Origin of the sequence: Brevibacillus sp. MCWH, from assembly GCF_013096935.1 — a bacterium.
In the GTDB taxonomy this organism is placed as follows: Bacteria; Bacillota; Bacilli; order Brevibacillales; family Brevibacillaceae; genus Brevibacillus; species Brevibacillus aydinogluensis.
Map to the genome: position 1 here is coordinate 1 of NZ_SDLF01000082.1, position 694 is coordinate 694.

Sequence of the window (694 nt, forward strand, 5' to 3'; positions counted from 1 at the left end):
GGGTAAAGGTAAATTACTTCCTAACGCAACTATCGTTATTTCAATGGAGGAAGCTGAATATATTAGAAGTCAATTCGGATATGATTTAATGGATGAATCTTTAGTTAGAAAGATTATGGATACTTATTTCTTATTAGGATTTGTAATTGTGGACAATTCATCACAAATCGTTCATTTCCTATTTGATGGAATTACTAACTATCAATCAGTAACATTCTCTGGATTGGAGACTGGTACTAGAAAAGACAATGAATTAAAAGAAATTCTTAAACTAGTACAAAGAATTTAATTTATTTTTTTGGAGGTGTTTTAAATGTATATTTCACCAGCAGTAAAAATTGTATTAGAAAACGCAAAGACTTTCTCGGAAAGAAACGAAGTAGTTGAACTTTTACTAGAAAATAAAAACCCTTACGTTTCTAATACTTTAGTTACTAACTTATATAAGTCTGTACTAGATAAATCTTATATTGATTTTGGAAATATTCCCGAATCTAAAGGTGATTTAACAAAATATGAAGGGTACAAAAATATGATGGAAGTGATTTCTATCGTTAAAGAATTATCTGAGAAGTATGATACGAAGATTCCAGAACTAAACATTGTCGAAACTACTATTGAAAACATCATTACTTACCGAGATATTTTTGAAAAAGGATTTAAGATGAATAAATCTTTCATTATTCTTCAATAT

At 28.0% G+C, this 694-nt stretch carries 2 protein-coding genes; both read left to right on the forward strand.

Annotated features, from left to right (window positions below; genetic code table 11):
• On the forward strand, positions 1–289 hold a 289-nt coding region (locus ETC00_RS19445; RefSeq protein ID WP_171567699.1), incomplete at its 5' end, for a hypothetical protein.
• Between the two features lie 24 nt (positions 290–313).
• Positions 314–694 (forward strand): hypothetical protein (locus tag ETC00_RS19450; RefSeq protein WP_171567700.1); only part of this gene is annotated, 381 nt, incomplete at its 3' end.